Genomic DNA, 22,046 nt, shown 5'->3' on the forward strand with positions numbered 1-22,046 from the left:
TTTATAAGTTATTAATTGTTAATGATGCGTAGTACATAGATCCTATAAATCCTGTTCCAAACGCTGTAAAATACTCACTACCTGTAAGGTTTGTAGCACCTAATTTTATTACAGATTTTAAACTAGGTACTTTATAGTTTATTTGTGCATCTACTGTATGGAATTCTGGTACAATACCATTTCCAAAAGTTGCTTCCCAGAAATAATCATCGCTAAATCTATATGATACATTAAAACCAAAGTTTGTAAATACTTCTGTATGACCAAATGAAGCCTTAAACTTATGTTCTGGAGTATTAAAACTTGTTTGGAAATCTGGATTAGATGCCCTATCGAAATCTTGTTTTGTAAATGTATAACTTCCACTTAAATCAAAACCATCAAGTACTTTAGTAGATAAACCAAGAGATGCTCCATAAGAATTTACGTCTACATCTGAGTTTGTGTAAGCACTGTATGCTTGGTAATCACCATTAGCAATCGCTCCTGCAGATAATCCTCCATCTCCAGCTATTCCATAGTAAGGTGAAATAACAACTTCCTGAGATATGAAATCTTGATACTTGTTATAGTATGTACTAAAATCTACAATTAATTTATCGAATTTACCTCTATAACCAATTTCCATAGAAGTTACTTGTTCTGGCTTAATAATGTTTGGATTTGCAACTTTTAAAGAGTTTACATCTTGAGTGTTAGCGAAATCTTGTACAGAACTAGCCGAATAAGAATTATTATATGCAGCTGCACCTGTTTGTGTAATTGTTGCAGGTTGACCATATCCACCTTGAGCAGGATTTGTTCCTTGCGCAGCAGTACTTACTTCGAAAGTTCTAACGTATCTGTTCAAGTTGCTTGGCGCTGAACCAACTAATATTGCTCTACCAGCATCTAGACCTATAAATAAATCTTGAGTAGTTGGGTTTCTAAATCCTGTTTGAACCGAAGCTCTAATATTATGATCTCTATTAAGTGTTAAACCTGCAGATAATCTTGGAGAGAAAAAACCATCGAATAATTCAGATTTATCATAACGTCCAGAAGCCGTTAATTTTAATTTCATATCATTATTAAGTTCTAAATCTTTTTGAATTTGAGTATAAACGCCATATTCAGAATATTCAATCGGACCATCTAAATCGGTATAAATACTTCCTCCAGAATTTAAGTTATATTTTCTGTAAGATCCACCAACTTGAATGTCTGCAATATCTACTAAATGACTAAAGTTGTAATTAGCATCACTGTGGAAGTATTTAGAAGCATCTCTAAATTGAGAACCTGTAGCTAAATCTGGATCTTTAATAATTCTATCGAATGCATTTTTAAACTCTGTAGATCCTGGTAAAAAACGACCTTCGTCTGCAACCGCTCTAGAAGCATCGTGTTTTTGTTGTGTTGTTAAACCTTGAGGGTTTCCGGCTAGTTCTATATTTGCATAATTACCTATGTAATCTCCAAACCAATCTTCATCACTTTTCCACGATCTGTTAATGTTAATTCCGGTAAAAACCATATCATAAGAATCACCAGCTTTGTCAGAAACCTCATAAGCTCTTACAAAAAAGTTGTCATTTCTAACTTCTAATTTGTGTTGTTGTTGAAAGAAACCATCAATATTATATCTATTGGTTCCTTGATAAATTGTAGTACCTGTACCAACTTTACCAACATAAGAAAACTCTAAACTATTATCTTCAATTGGTCTATAGTAGAATCCCCAATCTGCTTTAATACTTTCTGCATTATAGTTTGTTAAAGTATTTTCGTTATAACCTGTTCTGCTTACTTCAACATCTGGAATAAATCCAAGTCCAGAAGCTGATCTGATGTTTGTAGAAACTTCATCTCCATAAACGTTGATACCATCATAGTTAGTGTTAGCACGAGTTCTGTTTGGATCAATCTTATCTATTTCACTAGTTGCTTGCCAATCTGTACCTTTCAAGTATCCAAAATTCACTTTTGCAGCAAATTTTTCTGAAAACTTATGGCCCATTGTTATTCCAACATCTGTATATGCATTATCTCCAGCAGCTTCTTGAGAGGTAATACCTCTTTTTAAAGAAACTCTAATACCTTGATGATCGAATGGATTTTTACTTCTCATAAATAAAACACCATTAAATGCATTTGCTCCATAAAGAGCTGAAGAAGCACCAGGTAGCAATTCTACACTTTGAACATCTGTTTCAACCATACCAACTAAGTTTCCAATTGGGAAATTTAAAGCAGGAGTAGAGTTGTCCATTCCGTCTACTAATTGCATAAATCTAGTATTTGCAAATGTTGCGAAACCACGTGTGTTTACAGATTTAAAGGTTAAACTATTTGTGTTTACATCTACACCTTTAAGGTTTTCTAATCCACCGTAAAAATCTGCAGAAGCTGTGTTTTTAATTTCTTTAAGACCAAAACGTTCAACCGTTACAGGAGATTCAAAAATACGCTCTGGAGTTCTAGAAGCAGAAAGAACTACTTCATCAAGAACACTACCTTCTTGTAATACGAAATTTAATGTTTGATTTTTTGAAGTTACATCCATTGTTTCTGTAGAAAAACCAACACTACTAGCTTGTACAGAGAATGGAGGATTACTATCTGTTTTTAATGTAAATTGACCATCAAAATCACTTACATTTCCCGAAGATGTCCCTGTTACTATAACATTTGCGCCAGGAATTGGAGTTCCATTATTGTCCATAACAGTACCACTTAATGTGGTTTGTGCAAAAGCAAATGCGCAAAACAGCAACAATACAATTGATAAGTTTGTTCTCATTTTTTAGATTTAGTTAATTTAATATAAGCCAATATACGTTTTTTAACTATATCTTAAAAAAAAGTTAACAAAAATTATGCGTGCATAATAAAAATATAAAAATAAACACCGTCTTTTTTTATACTAATGATAAAAAAAAACGGTGTTTTTTAAGTATTTGATAATTTAGTCTTATTCTCTTAAAATAGTATTAACAGGTGTTATTCTACTGTAACAGACTTAGCTAAATTTCTAGGTTGATCTACATTTTTATCAAGCATTACTGCTATATGATAAGATAACAATTGTAGAGGAATAGTAGTTAACAACGGTGTTAAAGACTCAATAGTCTCTGGTACTTCAATAACATGGTCTGCAAGATCTTTTACATCTTTATCTCCCTCTGTTACTATACCTATAATTTTTCCTTTACGTGATTTTATTTCTTGAATGTTACTTACAACTTTTTCATAGTGTCCTTTTTTTGTTGCAATTACAAAAACGGGCATTTGATCATCTATAAGAGCAATAGGGCCATGTTTCATTTCTGCAGCAGGATAACCTTCAGCATGAATATAGGAAATCTCTTTAAGTTTTAAAGCGCCTTCTAATGCTACTGGGAAATTATAACCTCGACCTAGATATAAACAGTTTTTAGCATCTTTATAAGTTTGAGCTACTGTTTTAATATGTTCATCTTGTAGTAAAGCTTTTTCTACTTTACTAGGGATAAGTTCTAACTCCTGTAAATGAAGTTGAAAATCGGATTTAGAAATAGTCCCTTTTTCTTTCGCTAATTTAAGAGCTATTAATGTAAGTACGGTAATTTGAGTAGTAAAAGCCTTTGTAGATGCTACCCCTATTTCAGGTCCAGCATGTGTATAAGCTCCAGCATGTGTTTCTCTTGCAATTGAAGAGCCTACAACATTACAAACACCAAAAACAAATGCGCCTTTAGATTTTGCTAATTTTATTGCAGCTAAAGTATCTGCGGTTTCTCCAGATTGAGAAATAGCGATAACTACATCTTTTTCTGTGATAACAGGATTTCTATATCTAAATTCTGATGCATATTCTACTTCAACAGGAATTCTAGCTAAGTCTTCGAATATATATTCTGCAACTAAACCAGCATGCCATGATGTACCACAAGCAATAATAATAATTCTATTAGCATTAAGAATACGTTCTAGATTATCATCAATACCGGCCATTCTTATTATGCCTTCTTTTACTAGCATTCTTCCGCGATAAGTGTCTTTTATAGCTTCAGGCTGTTCGTGTATTTCTTTTAGCATAAAATGATCGTAACCACCTTTTACTATTTGTTCTAAGTTAAGTTGTAACTCTTGAATGTATGGAGCAACTAAAGAATCATCTTTAATTTTTCTAATCTTAATACCTTTTTTTAAACGCACAACAGCCATTTCCTCATCTTCAAGGTAAATTGCTTTTTTTGTATATTCTAAAAAAGGTGTTGCATCACTGGCAATAAAAAATTCATCTTCTCCCACACCAATTGCAAGTGGGCTGCCTAATTTTGCAACTACAATTTCATCTGGCTTATTTTTATCGAAAACTGCAATAGCATATGCTCCAATAACTTGGTTAAGTGCTATTTGTACTGCTTTACCTAATTTTACCTTTTCGTTCTTTTTTACATCTTCGATAAGATTTATTAATACTTCTGTATCTGTGTCAGAAGTGAAAGTGTAGCCTCTTTTTATAAGTTCTTCTTTTATTGAAGCGTAGTTTTCAATAATCCCGTTATGAATTATCACTAGTTCTCCAGAATTAGAATAATGAGGGTGAGAGTTAACATCGTTTGGAACACCATGTGTGGCCCAGCGTGTATGACCAATACCTACAGATCCACTAGTTTGCATACCTTGATTAATCTTATTTTCAAGATCTGCAACCTTACCTTTAGTTTTAGATAATTTTATGTTCTCTCCATCGTACAAAGCAATTCCTGCACTATCGTATCCTCTATATTCTAGTCTTTTTAATCCTTCTAGAATAATAGGATACGCTTCTTTTTTGCCTATATAGCCAACTATACCACACATATATATTTAATTTTCTGGTTCTGTATAAAAAATTTCAAACTCCGCTCTTAATGGTGTGTCGACATTGTCGTTATAACCATGTAAAATTGTTCCCTTAGGACTTAAAACACTTGTGCTTGGCACCATGTCTATTGTAGTGTCGTCCTCATCTCTGTTTATTCCTTGAATTTTAGACTCTGAAAGAGAATTGACATTATTTGCAATAAATAATCCTAGTTTTACATTTGTAGAATCACTTTGTAAAATATTAGTGATGTGCTGAGTTAATCTAATTTTATAACGTACACCATTATCGTCACTATCTCTTGTTAGCATTTCGGAGTAAGCTGTTTTAGAGAATTCAGGTTGAGCAGTATTTGTTGATCCGTCTAAAAAGTAATCAATAATTGGAAGGTTGTTTTTTAAATCGTAAAGTGTTAGTCGGTCAGGTTCATCACCACCAACAAGATCTTGATTAACATAAAAAACTAAGTTAGCTTCGTTAATTAACCATTTATCTTTTTTACTATTAAAATAATCTAAAGTTGGTACCATGTCACCATCTTCATTTTCAATGTTTCCAGAAAATAATTCTAAAACAGCCATAGAGCCATCGATTCCTTTTAAATAAAGATTGTCTTCGTCACCATCATGATCATCAACTACATTAATTTGTTTAAATGTATTTACAATGTTTTCAGTAAATTGTAATGTGTAGATTGTTTCGTTTGAAGAATCATAAGGTTCATCAGCATCTTCCTCTTCTTGATTTGTGTAATCAAAAATAATATTTGCAGAATTAAAGTTTAAATATGTTAAGCTTCCGTTAGGGTTAGCAGAGTCTATTTCTTCAACTTTAATAATTATGCCTCTAAAAAAATCCTTAAAATTACTTTTTGTACTTAATACATCGTTGCCTTGGTTGGCAAAGAAAATATTTTCCCAAAAAGTTCTATTAGTATCTATATCTGTTGGATTCGATTTTAATAAATTAATTCTAATTCCTGGAGCGATACGTTCTGTTACTTCTGAAACACCATCAACTAATTCTTCTACAGTGTGCTCTGTATTGCTTATTTCAAATTCTTCATCTTTATATAATAATTCAGCATTTGTTTCAATTAAATCACCTTGATTAGAGTAGTAGCATTGTGGGTCTTGAAAATTAGAATTAGGATCTAAATCTCTAAGTACATAATTACTTCTGTATATGTATAACTTGAATTTTTGATTTGTTTGACCAATAATAGAATCTAACTGATAAGTGTTTGCACCGTCATCATCTGTACTTTCTAAAGTAGAAAAGTAAGGGATATTTAACCAAATAGATTCAACAGATCTGTTTACATCTCCAAAATCTGGATTATAAGTTAATGGAGCAACTTGGGCAGTTACACTAGCAGCAGTAGCTCCATAGGTAGCCGTTGGACTATTATAAATACCAAAAAGGTTACCATCTAAATCATTTGTTTTAACACCAACAGCATCGTTTGTGCCTCCGGAAAAAGGAGTAAACGTTTTAGTTCGTGTAACAAATGGAAATAATTTACTTGTAGCTTCAAAGTTTTTTATGCCTTGAATATTACTTTCTATATTGGTGAAATCGTTATCACAAGATGTAGAAATCACTAAAATTAAGCCAAGTAGGGCCACAGACTTGAGGCTTTTAATCATTTTTTTCATAAAATATTATCTTCGTGTGTTATAAAACACTTTCATTATAAAAGGTTGTGTAAGCTTCAGCAAACTCATCTTTTTCTTTAAAATCTAAAACAGGCTTATCTGTTTTTGCTAAGTAATCTTCTAATTCTTTTGGGATTTCGTTAGAGCCAATTATTAAAGCATCTGAGTTGTCTATAGCAACCTTCATTAAATTATTGTATGTAGGCTTTTCTAGCATTTTTATTGCATCCTTATCGATGTTATCGAAAGCTACTTTATTAATTAGGTCTTTATTTAACGTATCGTCAAAGCTTTGATTGTATACCGAGGTAACAATTTTACTTTCGTTAAATAGAGGTTCGTCTTTATAAAACTGCTTTAAGTATAGTGGTAGTAAAGAAGCAAGCCATCCATGCACATGAATAATATCTGGAGACCAGTTTAATTTTTTAACAGTTTCAATAACACCTTTTGCAAAGAAAATGGCACGTTCATCATTATCTGAAAACAATTTTCCGTCTTCATCAGTTAAAGTAGCCTTTCTTTTAAAGTACTCATCATTATCAATAAAATAAACCTGAATACGCTCTTTTGGTATAGATGCAACTTTGATAATAAGCGGCATATCTAAATCATTAATAACTAAGTTAATTCCAGAAAGTCTTATTACTTCGTGTAATTGATGTCTTCTTTCGTTAATGTTTCCATATCTAGGCATGAATATTCTAATTTGTCCTCCCTGTTGGTTTACCATTCTTGGAGTTTCAAACGACATTGAAGAAATCTCTGTTTCTGGTAAATATGGCACTACTTCAGACGACACATATAATATTCTCTTATCTTTCATACGTTAGTTTTATTCGATTTATGTTCTAGTTTTTTTGTTTTTTCTTTTAGTGTGAAACACTTAAAAAGTAATTCAACATCAAAAAATGTAATTAAAAAACACGCAAAAGTACAAAATTTTATGCAGTTTGCGACTAATATATTATGTTTGCATCCGTTAATTTTATATTAAAAATGATAGTTTGTACTAATAAATCTGAAATTCAAGACCTGATTACCAAGGAAAAGGCAAAAGGAACAACCTTTGGTTTCGTGCCAACTATGGGAGCATTGCACAATGGGCATATGTCTTTAGTAAAAAGAGCATTGCAGGAAAATGATTTTTGTGTGGTTAGCATCTTTGTTAACCCAACCCAGTTTGATAATGAAGAGGATTTAAAAAAATATCCAAGAACTTTAGAGCGTGATGTTGAGCTTTTAAAAACGGTTTCTAATAAAATTATTGTTTACGCACCTAGTGTTGATGATATATACGAAGGAAATACAAAATCTGAGCATTTTAGTTTTGATGGCTTAGAATTCGAAATGGAAGGCAAGTTTAGGCAAGGCCATTTTGATGGTGTTGGTACTATTGTTAAAAGACTTTTTGAGATAGTAACTCCGGATATTGCTTATTTTGGAGAGAAAGATTTTCAGCAATTAGCAATAATTAAAAAACTAGCTCAAAAATATAATATTCCTGTAACTGTAAAAGGTTGTGAGATTTTTAGAGAAGAAAATGGTTTGGCTTACAGTTCTAGAAACGAAAGATTAAAACCAGACTATAAAAAAGCAGCACCTTTTATTTTTGAAACCTTAACTACTGCCAAGGAAAAGTTTGGCACAAAAAGTGCTAAAGAAGTAACAGAGTGGGTAGAGAAGCAATTTGCAAAAAATAAATTCTTAGAACTTGAATATTTTATTATTGCCGATATTTCAACTCTAAAAACAGTAAAAAGAAAGTCTAAATCTAAAACGTATCGTGCGTTTGTTGCTGCATATGCAGATGATATTAGATTAATAGATAATTTAGCACTTAATTAATTAACTTTGCACCATGCAAATACAAGTAGTAAAATCAAAAATTCACAGAGTAAAAGTAACAGGCGCAGACCTAAATTATATTGGTAGTATTACTATTGATGAAGATTTAATGGATGCTGCTAATATTGTACAAGGTGAAAAAGTTCAAATTGTAAATAATAATAATGGAGCTCGATTAGAAACCTATGCCATTCCTGGACCAAGAAATAGTGGAGAAATAACACTTAATGGTGCGGCGGCAAGATTAGTTTCTCCTGGTGATGTACTTATATTAATTACTTACGGTTTTATGGACATCGAAGAAGCTAAAACATTTAAGCCTTCATTAGTGTTTCCAGACGAAGCAACTAATTTGTTGAAATAATAAATGAGTAAATCAATACTTAAAATATTAAAAATCACGCTCCCAATTTTATTGGGAGTTTTTTTAATATGGTATTCTTTGTCAAAATTATCTTTTCAAGAGCTTTTAGGTTACTTTAAAACAGCAGATTATACATACATCCTTTTGGGTGTTTTTTTTGGCTTACTAAGTCATTTGTCTAGAGCATATAGATGGACTTTTATGTTAGAACCTTTAGGTTATAAAATAAAACTAGGTAATAGTATAATGGCAGTATTTGCAACCTATTTAATAAACTATACTATACCTAGGGCTGGAGAAGTAGCGCGTGCATCTATACTTACTAATTACGAAGGTGTGCCTTTCGAAAAAGGCTTTGGAACCATAGTCGCAGAGCGTATTGCAGACCTTTTAATGATGTTAGTAATTATAGCTATTACATTGTTTTTAGAGTTCGATTTTATCTATAATTTTTTAACCGAAAAATTTAATCCCACCAAAATCATCTTTGCTTTTTTAATACTTGCTATTGCTGCTTTATTTTTTGTTTTTTATATCAAACGAAGCACATTTGCGTTAGCAATTAAAATTAAAACCTTTGTAAATGGTTTAATAGAAGGCGCTTTAAGTATTTTTAAAATGAAGAAAAAATGGGCATTCATATTTCATACAATCTTTATTTGGAGTATGTATGTACTTATGTTCTATGTTACAACTTATGCTATTCAAGGATTAAATCCCATTCCTTTTGGAGCTGTTTTAATAGGTTTTATTTTGGCAAGTTTTAGTATAGCAGCCACAAATGGAGGTATTGGTTCTTATCCAGAAGCTATAGTTATAGCCTTTTTGTTATTTAGTTTGCTAGAAGATCCAAGTCGTGCATTTGGTTGGATTATGTGGACTTCGCAAACAGTAATGATTATTATTTTAGGAGGTTTATCACTATTATTTCTACCTATTTACAATCGAAAGAAATAATTTGTACATTGCATTTTAATTTTATAAATACTACTATGAAACGTATACTATACCTTTTCGTTATATTTCTTTCTGCACAATTTATTGGAGCACAAGTCACTTATAAAAATTTTAATTCAGAAAAACTAGGTGAAGCTAGAGAGGTTAAGATTCAATTACCAAGAAGTTACAATACTAGTGATAAAAGTTATCCTGTAGTTGTTGTATTAGATGGTGATTATATGTTCGAAATTGTTGCCGGAAATGTAGAATATGCATCTTATTGGGAAGATATTCCAGAAGCAATAGTGGTTGGTATTAATCAATTCGATAAGAGAGATAGCGATACTATGTATTCTCCACTAAATTCTTTGCCAGAAGAAACAGGAGCCGCTTTTTTCGATTTTATAGGTATGGAATTAATGCCTTACATAGAAAAAACATACAGAACAGAAAAGTTTAAAGTAGCAGTAGGTCATGGTGCTACAGCAAATTTTATAAACTATTATTTGTTTAAAGAAATACCTTTGTTTAATGCTTACGTCAGTTTAAGTCCGGAGCTAGCTCCAGATATGCAAACCTTTTTAACCGAAAAGTTATCCGGTGTTGAAACTAAAACATTTTATTATTTAGCAACTTCTAATAATGATATTAAAGACATTAAAACAAAAACTGAAGCTCTAAATACAGCTATAAAAAGTATTGATAATAAAAACGTGCTTAGTGCTTTCGATAATTTCGATGGTCCAACGCATTACTCACTTCCTGCACATGCTATACCAAAAGCTTTAGAGAGTATTTTCTTTGTTTTTAAGCCTATTTCTAAGCAAGAATATAAAGAGACTATTTTAAAACTAGAAACATCTCCTGTAGATTATTTAGTTGAAAAATATGCCGCTATCGATGATTTATTCGGAATTGATAAACCAATTTTAATAAACGATTTTAGAGCTATTGCAGCTGCGATAAATAAGTCTCAAAAGTTTGAGTATTTCGAACCTTTAGGAAAGTTAGCCAGAAAACATTATCCAAATACACTTTTAGGAAACTATTATTTAGGACGTTATTACGAAGAAACCGGATCTACAAAAAAAGCTATGAAAACATACCAGTCTGCTTATATTTTAGAAGAAATTGGTGGTATTACTAAAGATCATGTTTTAGAGCTTTCAGAACAAATTAAAGCTGATTTCGGATACTAAATAAATATGTTTTTCGCTTGCGCGGAAGAAATAACTAACTAAATAAAAGTGTTTTTGCTGTTAATACAGTTGTAAAACAAAACCTGTTATGGCTAAAGTTAAAACCACGTTTTTTTGCCAAAGTTGTGGCACGCAATATTCTAAATGGCAAGGACAATGTACAGCTTGTAAAGAGTGGAATACTATTGTAGAAGAAGTTATTCAAAAACCAGAAAAGAGCGATTGGAAAACGCCTTCAAATACAAAATCGCGAGCTTCTAAACCTTTAAGAATTAAAGAAATTGATTCAAGTAAAGAAGCAAGGTTAGATACTTTAGATGCAGAGTTTAATCGTGTTTTAGGTGGTGGTATTGTTCCAGGTTCATTAACACTTTTAGGTGGGGAACCAGGAATTGGAAAGAGTACATTATTACTTCAAATTTCTTTAAAATTACCATATAAAACGCTTTATGTTTCAGGCGAAGAAAGTCAGAAACAAATTAAAATGCGTGCAGAGCGTATAAATCCTAATAACGACAGTTGTTATATTCTTACCGAAACAAAAACTCAAAATATCTTCAAACAAATCGAAGCTTTAGAGCCAGATATTGTTATTATCGATTCTATTCAAACATTGCATAGCGATTATATCGAATCTTCTAGCGGAAGTATCTCTCAAGTAAAAGAGTGTACTACAGAGCTAATTAAGTTTGCAAAAGAAACCAATACACCAGTTATATTAATTGGTCACATTACTAAAGATGGTAATATAGCAGGACCTAAAATATTGGAACACATGGTAGATACTGTGTTGCAATTTGAAGGTGATCGTAATCACGTATTTAGAATTTTAAGAGCTCAAAAAAACAGGTTTGGTTCTACGCATGAACTTGGTATTTACGAGATGCAAGGCTCGGGTTTACGAGAAGTAAGTAATCCTAGTGAAATTTTAATTTCTAAAAAAGACGAAGAACTTTCTGGTAATGCTATTGCAGCAACTTTAGAAGGTATGCGCCCATTAATGATAGAAGTGCAAGCCTTGGTAAGTACTGCTGTTTATGGAACACCGCAACGTAGCGCAACAGGATTCAATGCTAAACGACTAAATATGCTTTTAGCGGTTTTAGAAAAGCGAGCTGGTTTTCGTTTAGGAGCAAAAGATGTATTTTTAAACATTACAGGTGGTATTAACGTAGATGATCCGGCTATAGATTTAGCCGTAGTAGCTTCAATATTATCTTCAAACGAAGACGAAGCATTACCTTCAAATTATTGTTTTGCAGCAGAGGTTGGTTTATCTGGAGAAATTCGTCCAGTTCAACGTGTGGAACAACGTATTCTTGAGGCAGAAAAACTTGGTTTTTCAACTATTTTTGTTTCAAAATATAATAAAATATCACTTAAAGATACAGAGATAAAAATCCAATTAATTTCTAAAATTGAAGATTTGGTAGACTTTATTGTGTAAAAGTGTCTAAGCAAATTAAGTTGCCGAAACCAACTTAATAATTATTAAATCAGGTAGTTGGTCGTTTTTAGTTTAAAAATGCGTTAATGCATAAACTAAACGGTAATTTATGTATTTAATCGAATAATAAATGTTTGTATTTGTTATTTAAACTAATATTGTGGCTACTTTTTACCTTTGACTCCCCAAGTCTATTGGAAATGAATGATTTAACCTATGAATACAACACTACTTAAGAGTGCTTTTTTAGTACTTTTCTTCTTTTTGATAAATAATATTTACTCACAATGTAATAATTGTGATGTTGTAGGTCCTACAACAGGTAATTTTGTTTTTGCGAGTAATACTAAAACTTGTTTTACAGCAAATGCAACACTTACCGATGTTACTTTTCATGATAATAGTTCGGTTTGTATTGCACCAGGTATAACAGTAACTATAAATGGTACAATAGTAACAACGATAAATACTAGCGTAGATATTGATGTACAAGGTTCTTTTATTATTTTTCAACCTGTTGAATTTAAAAGTGAACTAGATTTATTTGTTTCGGCAACGGGATATTTAAAAACTGGATCCTCTGGAAATGTAGATTTTGATTTCAATAGTTCAGGAGCTAATAGTATTGTAAATTATGGCTTAATAGAAATGGGAGCTTTAAAATTTGATAGCCCTTCTGCTAATAATTTCATTGAAAATTTTGGGACTTTCAATATTAATAAAGACATAGCATTAGAAGGTGCAACTAACCTTAGAAACAGAGGTGATTTGAATATAGGGCTAAGTTTTGTTTTTAAGTCTAATGTTATATTTAGTAATTGTGGTAATGTAACTACAGAACAAGGATTTGATTTAGATGGAGGAAAGATAATTAATACTGGACTTTTTATAACAGAATCGGGGACTATTGTCTTTAATGGAGGTGTGTTAGAAAATTATGCAACTATGGATCTTAATTCTGGTATGAATATGTCTTCAAGTTCTGATTATCTTTATAATGAAGGAGAAATGACAATTAAAAGTACTGTTAATGTTACAAATGGTGTTTTTGCAGGTCCAACCAGTAACTCTAAACTTGGATATATAAGATTTGGACAAAAAGCTACTTTTAATAGTGGTACAATAGGCCCAAACCTTGATTTAGAGTATTATCCAGGAACAAATGCAGCAGACAAAGCTAATGTCTACCAAAATTTTAATAACTCTACAGAGTTAGCAAATGTTTCTAAAGCTTGTATTGCTTATGGTAACTGTTCACAAACTCTAATGTTAGATAATGATTGTAGAAATTTTGACGGAACACTAATTGATTATTGTGTAGATGGTGCTATTTTAGGTACAGCAACTACTAATGATCCAGATGGAGATGGGTTAAATAACAGTTGTGATCTTGATAATGATAATGATGGTATACTAGACTTTGATGAATGTGGAAGAGTAGAATTTAGTACTTTTTCTGTTACAAACGGAAACACTCAAACCTTTAACTTGACTGCTTCAACAGGTGGTTATGTAATTGATATTTCTTCGATAGACAATAGTTTTAATTTAATTATAAACGGTACCAAATTAGTGCCTGATGAAATTCAGTTTGATAATACGTGGGCATATACAACTGGAGAGTCTTTAGTACGTTTTGCTTCAGATAATTCTTTATATGGTCAGTCTGGTAATTCTAATGTTTGGTCAATAAATTATAATAATAGTAATCCGTTATTCATTTCATTAAGAATTTTTATATCTCCAAACGGAGAAGTTTCTATTCAGGGAAAACGTACAGCAACTTCAATATTAGAAGATTTAATTATAGACCCATCTCATCCACAGTTTAATACAATAACATGGAATTCGTCTGCAACAAATACTGTTAAGGTTACACAAAAAGTTCAAGGACCTACATTTTTGTATGCAACGGGTTATGGCTTAAATTGTAGTAATGATTTAGATGGAGATAATATCCCAGATTTTATTGACATAGATAGTGATAATGACGGTATTCCAGATAATGTAGAAGCTCAAACAACAATAGGTTATATTGCTCCAAGTGGTAATGGTGCATCAATGATAGATGCAAATAATGATGGAGTTGACGATAATTATGGAGAAGGCTTTGTAAACATAGAAGATACAGATGGAGATGGTACTCCAGACTATTTAGATTTAGATTCAGACAACGATCAAATGTTGGATATTGAAGAAAACGGAATGGCTAATGTAGCAAGTGGTGTAGATACAGATTTAGATGGTTTAGATGATTCTTTTGAAGGATCTAATGTTAATGATTTAGATTATAACGATGAGATAGATGATCCAACTAATTTAACAGTTTTACCAGATGCAGATGGAGATTTATTTACAGTTGGTGATTTAGATTATAGAGATGTTTTTAATGTTAATCCACCATCTTCAGCAACTATCGATTTCGATGGAATAGATGATTATTTAGATACAGCACCTTACATAGAAAACTGGACAGCAGGAACAGTTATGGGATGGGTAAAAATTGGTCATACTTCAAGTGGGAACCTTCCAAATTTATATAGTGTTGCAGGTCAGGAAAATATGAGGTTATACGTAACTAATGGTAGGACACCTGCTTTTTATGTTATTACTCAAGATCAAGTAACAGCTTCTAGTAACTATCCTTCTAATATACAGGTTCAACCAGATTCGTCATTAGGTATTAAATTAGAAAATGATCTATGGTATCATTTAACAGGAGTATTTAATTCTTCAGACCAAACAGTTAAATTGTATTTAAATGGAGAATTGGTTGGTACAACAACAGATTCAAGATTAAATTCTGAACTTTTAACTAAAAATTTTAATGGAACTCCTCATATTTATTCACAAAGAGGATTTACAATAGGACGATATCCAACAAATACAAGCACAGCTGGTTTTGGTCATTTTAAAGGAGATATTGATGAAGTTAGAATTTTTGATTCTGCATTAACAAACGATCAAATAAAACAAATGGTATATCAAGAAATTGAGAATAACTCAGGAGTTTTAAGAGGTACTGTTATACCAAAAGATATTCAAGATTTTAGTACTTCAGAAAAGGTATTATGGAGTCGTTTAAAAGGATATTACCCAATGTCTAACATAATTAGTAATACAACATCTGATTATTCCGAAAATAATAATAACTTAGAACTTCATAATATCACAAGCGTTCAAGAGCAAACAGCTCCAATGCCTTATCAAACAATAGCAGATGGAAATTGGTCAACAACAGCAACATGGCTTCATGGTAATGTTTGGGATATTACAGATGAAGTAAACAATAAAGATTGGTCTATTGTAAATATAAAAAACAATGTAAATACTGCTGTAAATCATACAACATTAGGTTTGTTTGTTGATGCAAATCAAGAACTAGAAATCGCAGATAATGAACTTAAAAACACTTGGTATTTAGAATTAAATGGGTTTATAGATTTAGAAAACGAATCTCAATTAATTCAAACAAACGAGAGCGATTTAATAGTTGGTACTAATGGTAAACTAGAAAGAGACCAGCAAGGAACAGAAAACTTGTATACTTATAATTATTTTTCATCTCCAGTACATTCTAGCAATCCAGATACAACAGTCGATGGAAACGAAAGTTATACTATAGAGAGTGTAATGATGGATGGAACAGATTCTAATAATCCAGTACCAATTGATTTTGTTGGTGGTTATAATGGTGATAATACTAGTTCTCCTATTAAAACAGCTCGTTACTGGTTATGGAAATATGGTAATCTTGCAACAGACTACTATAATTGGGAGCATGTACTTGAAACTGGTAGTTTAAAAGCAGGAGAAGGTTATTCTATGAAAGGACCAGGAACTGGAGCAGTTTCAAATGAGCAAAATTATACTTTTACAGGTAAGCCAAATAATGCTACTATATTATTGCCAATAAGTGCAAATAATACTTATTTAGTTGGTAATCCATACGCTTCAGCAATAGACGCTAATGCTTTTATTTTAGATAACCTTAACCTTACAGGAGTACTTTATTTCTGGGAGCATTTTGCAGGAGGAACACATAATACCTTAGAGTATCAAGGCGGTTATGGAGTTTATAATCTCTCTGGAGGAGTTCCTGCAATACAGCATGACTATACAACAGGAGGAACAGATGGATCGGGAGGGACTGGTATAAAAACACCACAACGTTACGTACCTGTAAGTCAAGGTTTCTTTGTAGAGGGCTCAAGTTCTGGAGATATTAAATTTGAAAATGATCAAAGAGTTTTTGTTAAAGAAACAGGAAATATAAATTCATGGTTTTTTAAAAACAACACTAATAACTCTACCAATACTAACAACGATTCTGCTATAGAAGATCTAAGACCTAAGTTTAGATTTGGCTTTAAATCACCAGAAACTTATAATAGACAAATTCTTTTAACTATTGACGAGAATGCTACTATCGACTATAATTGGGGATACGATGGAAAAATAAACGAAAGTAATAGTGAAGATATGTATTGGGAATTTGCAAATGATAAATTCTTAATACAAGGAACAAATGAAACCCTACCTACAACAGCGCTACCACTAACAGTTAAAACTGTAAATGGAGGTATTATAGAAATAGGTATAGATGCTTTAGAAAATGTAGATCCATTATTAGACATTTACTTAAAAGACGATAGTACATATCATAATCTTAGAGAAGCTAAGTATACAACAACTGTAGATTTAGGAGAAATTACAAATCGATTTAGTATTGTGTTTACACAAGATCCTACGAGTTTGTCAACCGATGAATTTGAAGAGAATAATAATTTAACCGTATTTGTAAAAAACAATTCAGTTTTAACAATTTCTAATCCTTCAAACAAGGAGATAAATACTGTCCAGGTAATAAATATGCTAGGTCAAATAGTATTAGAACAAGAGGTTAATACTTCAATTAATAGAATTGAAATTCCAATACAATTACAAACAGGAACTTATATTTTTAATATAAAGTCTACAAATTTTGTTATTACTAAAAAAGCTATAATTAATTCTAATTAAATCGATATTTTAATGTAGTATAAAAAAGCTTCAGGTTTAACTGAAACTTTTTTTATGTAATAGTATTAATAGCTAAAAACATATTTCTTATTATTGTTTATTAAATAAGAATTATGAATAAACTCTTTTTTATACTGTCTTTTTTAACGCTAAACTTAGCACTTGCCCAAGACCAAGAAGCAACCTTGTTTTTTAGAGATGGAACATCATTAAAAGGGTACGCAAGTATTAAAGATAATTGGATAATACTGTTTAGATTAACCTTAGAAGACGATCCTGATGAATGGAAGGATATCATGGTAAAAGCTATAACATTTCACGGTTTTGATAAAGATGTAATGTGTGAGTATCAATATTTAAAAGCAGATTTGTCTTATCCATTATTACTAGAAGTCATTGAAAAAGGGAATGTAAACCTTTATAAAACAATTGATTATTATCGTTATATTACAAGAGAGTTATTTTCAAATGACGATAAGTTTGGAGGCTCTTATATAGAGGTGTCTAAAAAAAATAAAAACCATTATTATATAAAAAAGCCAGAGCAAGAGTTAATTACTAAACTTAATAATGGTTTTTATAACAAGGAAGCAACTAAATTCTTCGAAGACTGCCCGAGTTTGGTTAGTAAAATAAACAGCGAAAAATACACAAAAAAAGAGCTATAAAAATTGTTGAATTTTATAATGATTTGTGTGACGATGAAATTTTTGTTGAAGATTAAATGATTTGAAGCGTATTTCTGTTAATTAATTATAACCTCTTTTTTACTAAAATTCCTTAATTTCGCTTTTCTTATTAGAAACAGGTCAAATGCTTAGTAATTTGACGATTAGCAATAATAGCTTCTATTGCTTTATTAAACCTGATTTTATAAGAAGATATTACGAACTGAAGAAATTAGAAAAAATGAGCGCAGGATTCCCTGAATATAAAGGACTTAACTTACCAAACATTGCAGAAGAAATTTTAGCATACTGGCAAGAAAACAACATTTTTGAAAAAAGTGTAACTACAAGAGAAAACGCAGAACCTTATGTGTTTTTCGAAGGTCCACCAAGTGCAAATGGTTTACCAGGAGTGCACCACGTATTAGCACGTTCCATTAAAGATATTTTTCCACGTTATAAAACCATGAAAGGTTACCAAGTTAAGCGTAAAGCTGGTTGGGATACACATGGACTACCAATAGAATTAGGTGTAGAGAAAGAATTAGGTATTACCAAAGAAGATATTGGTAAAACTATTTCTGTTGAAGATTATAATGCAGCTTGCCGTAAAGCAGTAATGCGTTATACCGATGTTTGGAATAACCTAACGCAAAAAATGGGTTATTGGGTAGATATGGAAGATCCATATATTACTTACGAGCCTAAATACATGGAAACAGTTTGGTGGTTATTAAAAGAAATATACACTAAAAAACTAATTTATAAAGGCTATACTATTCAGCCTTATTCACCAAAAGCAGGAACCGGTTTAAGTTCTCACGAGGTTAATCAGCCAGGTGCTTACCAAGATGTAACAGATACAACTATTGTTGCTCAGTTTAAAGCTATAGAAAGTACATTGCCAGATTTTTTACAGAACGAAGGCGATATCCATTTTACTGCATGGACTACAACACCTTGGACATTGCCAAGTAATACAGCATTAACTGTTGGACCAAAAATTGATTATGTTTTAGTTGAAACTTATAACCAATACACATTCAAACCTATGAATGTAATTTTGGCAAAAGCATTAGTAAACAAACAGTTTGACGGAAAGTTTAAAAGAGTTGAAGATAAACCGGCACTTTTAGAATATAAAGATGGAGATAAGAAAATACCATATTTTGTTGTAAAAGAATTTTTAGGAAAGGACCTTGTTGGTATTAAATACGAACAATTATTGCCATACGCTTTACCAAACGATAACCCTGAAAATGCTTTTAGAGTAATCGCAGGAGATTTTGTTACGACTGAAGATGGTACAGGAATAGTACATACAGCACCAACTTTTGGAGCAGATGATGCTTTGGTTGCAAAACAAGCAACACCAGAAATTCCGCCACTTTTAGTAAAAGACGAGAATGATAATTTAGTACCACTTGTAGATTTACAAGGTCGTTTTAGACCAGAGATGAAAGAGTTTGGTGGTAAGTATGTTAAGAACGAATATTATGCAGATGGTGAAGCACCAGAACGTTCAATAGACGTTGAATTGGCGATTAAGTTAAAAGAAGAAAACAAGGCCTTTAAGGTTGAAAAATATAAGCACAGTTACCCACATTGTTGGCGTACAGATAAACCGATCCTTTATTACCCATTAGATTCTTGGTTTATTAAAGTTACTGATGTAAAAGGTAGAATGCACGAGTTAAATACAAGCATTAACTGGAAACCTGAGTCTACAGGAACAGGACGTTTTGGTAACTGGTTAGCAAACGCAAACGATTGGAATTTATCTCGATCTCGTTATTGGGGAATTCCATTACCAATCTGGAGAACAGAAGATGGTAAAGAGGAAATTTGTATTGGTTCTGTTGAAGAACTAAAAGCAGAAATGAAGAAAGCAGTTTCAGCTGGTGTTTTAGCTGAAGATATTTTTGCAGATTTTGAAGTTGGAAACAATTCTGAAGAAAATTATGCGAAAATAGATTTACATAAAAACATTGTTGATGAAATTGTATTAGTATCGGCAAGCGGACAACCAATGAAACGTGAAAGCGATTTAATAGATGTTTGGTTCGATTCTGGTTCTATGCCTTATGCACAATGGCATTATCCATTTGAGAATAAAGATAAAATTGACGAAAACAAAGCTTTTCCAGCCGATTTTATTGCAGAAGGAGTAGACCAAACACGAGGATGGTTTTATACGCTTCACGCTATTGCAACTATGGTTTTCGATTCTGTAGCTTACAAAAACGTGGTGTCTAACGGATTAGTGTTAGATAAAAATGGACAGAAAATGTCTAAACGTTTAGGTAATGCAACAGATCCATTTGAAACTCTTGACACTTACGGAGCAGATGCTACACGTTGGTATATGATTTCAAATGCAAATCCATGGGATAATTTAAAATTCGATTTAGAAGGAATAGAAGAGGTAAAGCGTAAGTTTTTCGGAACACTTTATAACACGTATTCTTTCTTTCAACTCTATACAAATATTGATAAGTTTACGTATTCTGAAGCAGATATTGCATTAGAAGATAGACCAGAAATTGATAGATGGATACTTTCTGAGTTAAACACATTAATTCAAAGAGTAGACGAGTATTATGCAGAATACGAACCAACAAAAGCGGCTCGTGCTATTTCTAATTTTACTCAAGATTACTTAAGTAACTGGTACGTACGTTTAAGTAGAAGACGTTTCTGGAAAGGCGATTATCAACAAGATAAGATATCGGCTTACCAAACGTTATACACTTGTATGTTAACCATAGCGAAACTGGGAGCACCAATTGCACCATTTTTTATGGACAAACTTTACTTAGACTTAACAAATACAACACATTCTGAAAACTTTGAAAGTGTACATTTGGCAGAGTTTCCAAAAAGTGATGAGCGCTTTATCGATAAAGCCTTAGAGCGTAAAATGGAAGCAGCACAAACAATTTGCTCTTTAGTATTATCATTACGAGCTAAAGAAAAAATTAAAGTGCGTCAGCCATTGCAAAAAATTATGATTCCTGTGAGTTCAGAAGAACAAAAAGAAGAAATTTTAGCAGTTGCAGATTTAATTAAAAGTGAAGTAAATATTAAGAGTGTAGAGCTTTTAGAAGATGCTGCAGATATTTTAGTAAAACAGATTAAGCCTAATTTTAAAGCTTTAGGACCACGTTTTGGTAAAGACATGAAGTTGATTGCTAGTGAGATACAGAAAATGACTTCGGATGATATTAAAAGTATCGAACAAAATGGTACTATCGATGTCGAGTGTAATGGAAAAAATATTACTTTAGAACGTAGTGATGTAGATATTACTTCTCAAGATATTGAAGGATGGCTTGTAGCTAGTGAAGGAGCATTAACAGTTGCTTTAGATGTAACAATTTCTGAAGGTTTACGCGAAGAAGGTATTGCTCGTGAGCTTGTAAACCGTATTCAGAATTTACGTAAAGATTCAGGTTTTGAAGTTACAGATCGTATATCTATTCAAATTCAAAAGCATGATGATATTACAAAAGCAATAGAAACGAATTTAGAATATATCAAGGCTGAAACATTAACAGATAGTCTTGAGGTTGTAGAACAGTTAAATAATGGTATAGATATTGCGTTTGATGCTATAGAGACCAAATTATTTATCACAAAAAATTAATGTTATGGCAATAGAAAATACAGTTAGATATTCGGATAGCGAATTAGAAAGATTTAAAACTATAATTTTAGATAAAATAGATCACGCTAAACGTGATTTAGAGCTTATTAAGAGTGCGTATATGAATGACCATACAAATGGGACAGAAGATACTTCGCCTCAATTTAAAGCCTTTGATGAAGGTAGTGCTGTTAACAGTAAAGAATCTAATTCTGCTTTAGCAATTAGACAAGAAAAATTTATTCGTGATCTTAAAAATGCACTTATAAGAGTAGAAAATAAAAGTTATGGTGTATGTAGAGTTACAGGGAAATTAATTAATCCTAAGCGCCTAGAATTAGTTCCACATGCTACTTTAAGTATTGAGGCTAAAAATATACAGAAAAGTTAATTACTACACATTAAAACAAAAAAAAGCCAA

13 protein-coding genes are annotated in these 22,046 nt (G+C 31.7%); 9 read left to right on the forward strand and 4 right to left on the reverse strand.

Features of this window, described 5'->3' with window-relative positions:
* Nucleotide 1 precedes the first annotated feature (1 nt).
* From ASC41_RS00420 to ASC41_RS00435, 4 genes are all read right to left on the reverse strand, one after another.
* Entirely contained in the window at nt 2-2,782 is a 2,781-nt protein-coding gene (locus ASC41_RS00420; protein WP_055434670.1) for a TonB-dependent receptor, read from the reverse strand.
* A 200-nt stretch (nt 2,783-2,982) separates the two neighbouring features.
* The gene (gene glmS, locus ASC41_RS00425; protein WP_055434671.1) at nt 2,983-4,830 is read right to left on the reverse strand and encodes a glutamine--fructose-6-phosphate transaminase (isomerizing); all 1,848 of its coding nucleotides are present in this window, start codon (nt 4,828-4,830) and stop codon (nt 2,983-2,985) included.
* Between the two features lie 6 nt (nt 4,831-4,836).
* Entirely contained in the window at nt 4,837-6,483 is a 1,647-nt protein-coding gene (locus ASC41_RS00430) for a BamH family beta-barrel-assembly machinery protein (protein WP_160318789.1), read from the reverse strand.
* A gap of 28 nt (nt 6,484-6,511) precedes the next feature.
* Complete coding sequence (locus ASC41_RS00435; protein WP_055434673.1) at nt 6,512-7,318, reverse strand: glycogen/starch synthase; 807 nt, start codon at nt 7,316-7,318, stop codon at nt 6,512-6,514.
* A gap of 173 nt (nt 7,319-7,491) precedes the next feature.
* Here ASC41_RS00435 and panC point away from each other — a divergent pair, with 173 nt between their 5' ends.
* The 9 genes from panC (at nt 7,492) to ASC41_RS00480 (ending at nt 22,016) form a co-directional block, all read left to right on the forward strand.
* Nucleotides 7,492-8,340, forward strand: a complete 849-nt coding sequence (panC, locus tag ASC41_RS00440) for a pantoate--beta-alanine ligase (protein WP_152971390.1) — start codon at nt 7,492-7,494, stop codon at nt 8,338-8,340.
* A 13-nt stretch (nt 8,341-8,353) separates the two neighbouring features.
* Nucleotides 8,354-8,704 (forward strand): aspartate 1-decarboxylase, encoded by a 351-nt coding sequence (panD, locus tag ASC41_RS00445; RefSeq protein ID WP_055434675.1) that lies wholly within the window; start codon nt 8,354-8,356, stop codon nt 8,702-8,704.
* A gap of 3 nt (nt 8,705-8,707) precedes the next feature.
* Nucleotides 8,708-9,661: a lysylphosphatidylglycerol synthase transmembrane domain-containing protein gene (locus tag ASC41_RS00450; protein ID WP_055434676.1), complete on the forward strand. Its 954-nt coding sequence runs from the start codon at nt 8,708-8,710 to the stop codon at nt 9,659-9,661.
* Nucleotides 9,662-9,696: 35 nt separating this feature from the next.
* Nucleotides 9,697-10,842 carry an alpha/beta hydrolase gene (locus ASC41_RS00455; protein ID WP_055434677.1) on the forward strand — a complete coding sequence of 382 codons (1,146 nt, stop codon included), beginning with the start codon at nt 9,697-9,699 and terminating at the stop codon, nt 10,840-10,842.
* An 88-nt stretch (nt 10,843-10,930) separates the two neighbouring features.
* Nucleotides 10,931-12,289 carry a DNA repair protein RadA gene (gene radA / locus ASC41_RS00460; RefSeq protein WP_055434678.1) on the forward strand — a complete coding sequence of 453 codons (1,359 nt, stop codon included), beginning with the start codon at nt 10,931-10,933 and terminating at the stop codon, nt 12,287-12,289.
* Nucleotides 12,290-12,505: 216 nt separating this feature from the next.
* Complete coding sequence (locus ASC41_RS00465; protein WP_055434679.1) at nt 12,506-17,311, forward strand: LamG-like jellyroll fold domain-containing protein; 4,806 nt, start codon at nt 12,506-12,508, stop codon at nt 17,309-17,311.
* 113 nt (nt 17,312-17,424) lie between these two features.
* Nucleotides 17,425-17,979, forward strand: a complete 555-nt coding sequence (locus ASC41_RS00470) for a hypothetical protein (protein ID WP_055434680.1) — start codon at nt 17,425-17,427, stop codon at nt 17,977-17,979.
* Between the two features lie 241 nt (nt 17,980-18,220).
* Entirely contained in the window at nt 18,221-21,625 is a 3,405-nt protein-coding gene (gene ileS, locus ASC41_RS00475) for an isoleucine--tRNA ligase (RefSeq protein WP_055434681.1), read from the forward strand.
* A gap of 4 nt (nt 21,626-21,629) precedes the next feature.
* On the forward strand, nt 21,630-22,016 hold the full coding sequence (locus ASC41_RS00480; RefSeq protein WP_055434682.1) for a TraR/DksA family transcriptional regulator: 387 nt from the start codon (nt 21,630-21,632) through the stop codon (nt 22,014-22,016).
* Nucleotides 22,017-22,046: the final 30 nt, after the last annotated feature.

It is taken from the genome of Lacinutrix algicola (genome assembly GCF_001418085.1).
Classification (GTDB): Bacteria; Bacteroidota; Bacteroidia; order Flavobacteriales; family Flavobacteriaceae; genus Lacinutrix; species Lacinutrix algicola.

What these genes read in the sequence shown, in the direction of transcription:
- panD (WP_055434675.1), top strand. Translation starts at nt 8,354, where the DNA reads ATGCAAATACAAGTAGTAAAATCAAAAATTCACAGAGTAAAAGTAACA.
- ASC41_RS00480 (WP_055434682.1), top strand. Translation starts at nt 21,630, where the DNA reads ATGGCAATAGAAAATACAGTTAGATATTCGGATAGCGAATTAGAAAGA.
- glmS (WP_055434671.1), bottom strand. Translation starts at nt 4,830, where the DNA reads ATGTGTGGTATAGTTGGCTATATAGGCAAAAAAGAAGCGTATCCTATT.
- ASC41_RS00465 (WP_055434679.1), top strand. Translation starts at nt 12,506, where the DNA reads ATGAATACAACACTACTTAAGAGTGCTTTTTTAGTACTTTTCTTCTTT.
- radA (WP_055434678.1), top strand. Translation starts at nt 10,931, where the DNA reads ATGGCTAAAGTTAAAACCACGTTTTTTTGCCAAAGTTGTGGCACGCAA.
- ASC41_RS00455 (WP_055434677.1), top strand. Translation starts at nt 9,697, where the DNA reads ATGAAACGTATACTATACCTTTTCGTTATATTTCTTTCTGCACAATTT.
- ASC41_RS00435 (WP_055434673.1), bottom strand. Translation starts at nt 7,318, where the DNA reads ATGAAAGATAAGAGAATATTATATGTGTCGTCTGAAGTAGTGCCATAT.
- ASC41_RS00470 (WP_055434680.1), top strand. Translation starts at nt 17,425, where the DNA reads ATGAATAAACTCTTTTTTATACTGTCTTTTTTAACGCTAAACTTAGCA.
- ileS (WP_055434681.1), top strand. Translation starts at nt 18,221, where the DNA reads ATGAGCGCAGGATTCCCTGAATATAAAGGACTTAACTTACCAAACATT.
- ASC41_RS00450 (WP_055434676.1), top strand. Translation starts at nt 8,708, where the DNA reads ATGAGTAAATCAATACTTAAAATATTAAAAATCACGCTCCCAATTTTA.
- ASC41_RS00430 (WP_160318789.1), bottom strand. Translation starts at nt 6,483, where the DNA reads ATGATTAAAAGCCTCAAGTCTGTGGCCCTACTTGGCTTAATTTTAGTG.
- ASC41_RS00420 (WP_055434670.1), bottom strand. Translation starts at nt 2,782, where the DNA reads ATGAGAACAAACTTATCAATTGTATTGTTGCTGTTTTGCGCATTTGCT.
- panC (WP_152971390.1), top strand. Translation starts at nt 7,492, where the DNA reads ATGATAGTTTGTACTAATAAATCTGAAATTCAAGACCTGATTACCAAG.